Here is a 355-nt window from a genome sequence, read left to right as displayed (position 1 = left end):
TATCAGAACGTTGATAACCTTGTGCTGCATTGGCAATCACTAAGGTCTGTACCCGTTCAGGATAAAGGTGAGCAAAAGCACTGGCCTGTAAGGCACCCAATGAATGTCCAATTACAACGGCTTTGGGAATGTTCAACGCATCCATCAAGCCCAATACTCGCTCCGCATAATCGGCTGCATTGGGTTGATCTGTGCTTAAGCCATCGGATAAGCCATAACCCGGTGCATCCCAGGCAATGACATGAAAATGCTGACTGAGTGTCTCCAACTGCTTGATCCAGGATGCTGAACCCGAGCTAATACCGTGTAGCAAAATCAGCGGCTGGCCTTGACCTGCTTCGCGATAAGCCTGCAC

The 355-nt window shown here is 49.6% G+C and carries 1 protein-coding gene; it reads right to left on the bottom strand.

Annotation, left to right across the window (positions count from 1 at the left end; translation table 11 throughout):
- A partial coding sequence (locus C3945_RS11775) for an alpha/beta fold hydrolase (RefSeq protein WP_237585554.1) occupies window positions 1–268 on the bottom strand: 268 nt, incomplete at its 3' end.
- Window positions 269–355 lie beyond the last annotated feature (87 nt).

The organism is Alkalibacterium sp. MB6, assembly GCF_009935905.1.
In the GTDB taxonomy this organism is placed as follows: Bacteria; Bacillota; Bacilli; order Lactobacillales; family Carnobacteriaceae_A; genus Alkalibacterium.
Note: the sequence above shows the minus strand (reverse complement) of the source record. Positions and strands in the feature narration are given on the sequence as shown.